General features: G+C 64.5%; 2 protein-coding genes. Both read left to right on the top strand.

Annotated elements, in window-relative coordinates:
* The coding region (locus ABEA12_RS15055; RefSeq protein WP_425571791.1) for a Mu transposase domain-containing protein at positions 1-910 on the top strand (910 nt) is incomplete at its 5' end.
* Positions 900-1,297 (top strand): ATP-binding protein (locus ABEA12_RS15060; protein WP_345468813.1); only part of this gene is annotated, 398 nt, incomplete at its 3' end. The genes ABEA12_RS15055 and ABEA12_RS15060, both read left to right, overlap by 11 nt.

The following is a 1,297-nucleotide window of genomic DNA, read 5'->3' on the forward strand; positions in this document are numbered from 1 at the left end:
TGTCATCCACACCTGCCAGCCGGCAGACCCGGCCACCAAGGGCGGCGTGGAGAAAACGGTGCACCTGGCCAAGGCCGACATGGTCCCCACCGACGCGAACCTGCTGCCCACCTATGACACGTTCGCGCAGGTCGAGGCCGCCTGCACAGCTTTCATGGAGAAGGTCAACAACCGGGTGCATTCGGTGACACTCGAGATCCCCTCGCAGATCTTGGAGAATACCGAACGGGCCGCATTGCACCGAGTCCCGGAGGAGCCCTTTGCCTTGGCATTGGGCCATGGGCGGGTGGTCCCGCCGAACACGCCGATGGTGAGCTTCGAGAAGTCCCGATACTCGGTTCCGTACCAGTTGATGGGCCAAAGCGTCTGGGTACGGCAGAGCGGAAACGACGAGATTGTGATCGTGCACGTCGCAGCGTCCGGGCCCGCGGAGGTCGCCCGGCACCCACGCACCCGGCCCGGGGTTCCGTCGGTGATTGACGCGCACTTCCCGCCGCGTCCGGCCGGGTCCCTGGAGCGGGAACCGAAAGCAAAAAACGATGCCGACCTAGCGTTCCTGGACATCGGCGAGGGCGCGAAGCTTTGGCTGAAGGAAGCCACGGCAGCCGGGGTCGGGAAGATCCGGATGAAGATGGCCGCCGCGGTGGAGCTCGCCAAATTGCTGGGTGTCACCAGCGTCGACCACGGGCTCGGCGGTGCTGCGGTGCACCACCGATTCACCCATGAAGACCTGCTGTCGATCATTGAAACCAACCGGGCCCCCGGCTACCTGAGCGAGACCCGCATCGTCCTGGATCCGAACCAGATCCTGGCCCAGGGCACCGGTGCCTGGGCGGGATTCGGCACCACCGATGAGCAAGCCACCGACGAGGACACCGCAGAAACGCAGGAGGACAGCGATGCAAACTAACACCACCGGCGCCCCGGCCCCGGGAATCGTGCAAGACCATACGATCAGCACTGTCATTGAACTGATGCGCACCAATCGGATGCCCCACGCCCGCCAGATCGCTGAGGAGCTCCTGACCACGGCCAAGGCTCAACGCTGGGATCCCGCCGAGGCGGTGCGGGTCCTGCTGGAAGCCGAAGCCTCCGGGAGAAACAAGTCCATGCTCGACACCCGCCGCAAACGTGCTGGGTTCCCTTCCGGGAAGACGTTCGAGGCATGGGACGCATCAATTTCTAGTATCCCCGCAGCGACCAGCGACTATTTGCGCACCTTGGAATGGGTGCGGCGCAAGGAGAACTTGATTGCGTGCGGACCGGCCGGGACCGGCAAGTCGATGCTGCTTGAAGC

Origin of the sequence: Paeniglutamicibacter antarcticus, from assembly GCF_039544305.1 — a bacterium.
Lineage (GTDB): Bacteria > Actinomycetota > Actinomycetes > Actinomycetales > Micrococcaceae > Paeniglutamicibacter > Paeniglutamicibacter antarcticus_C.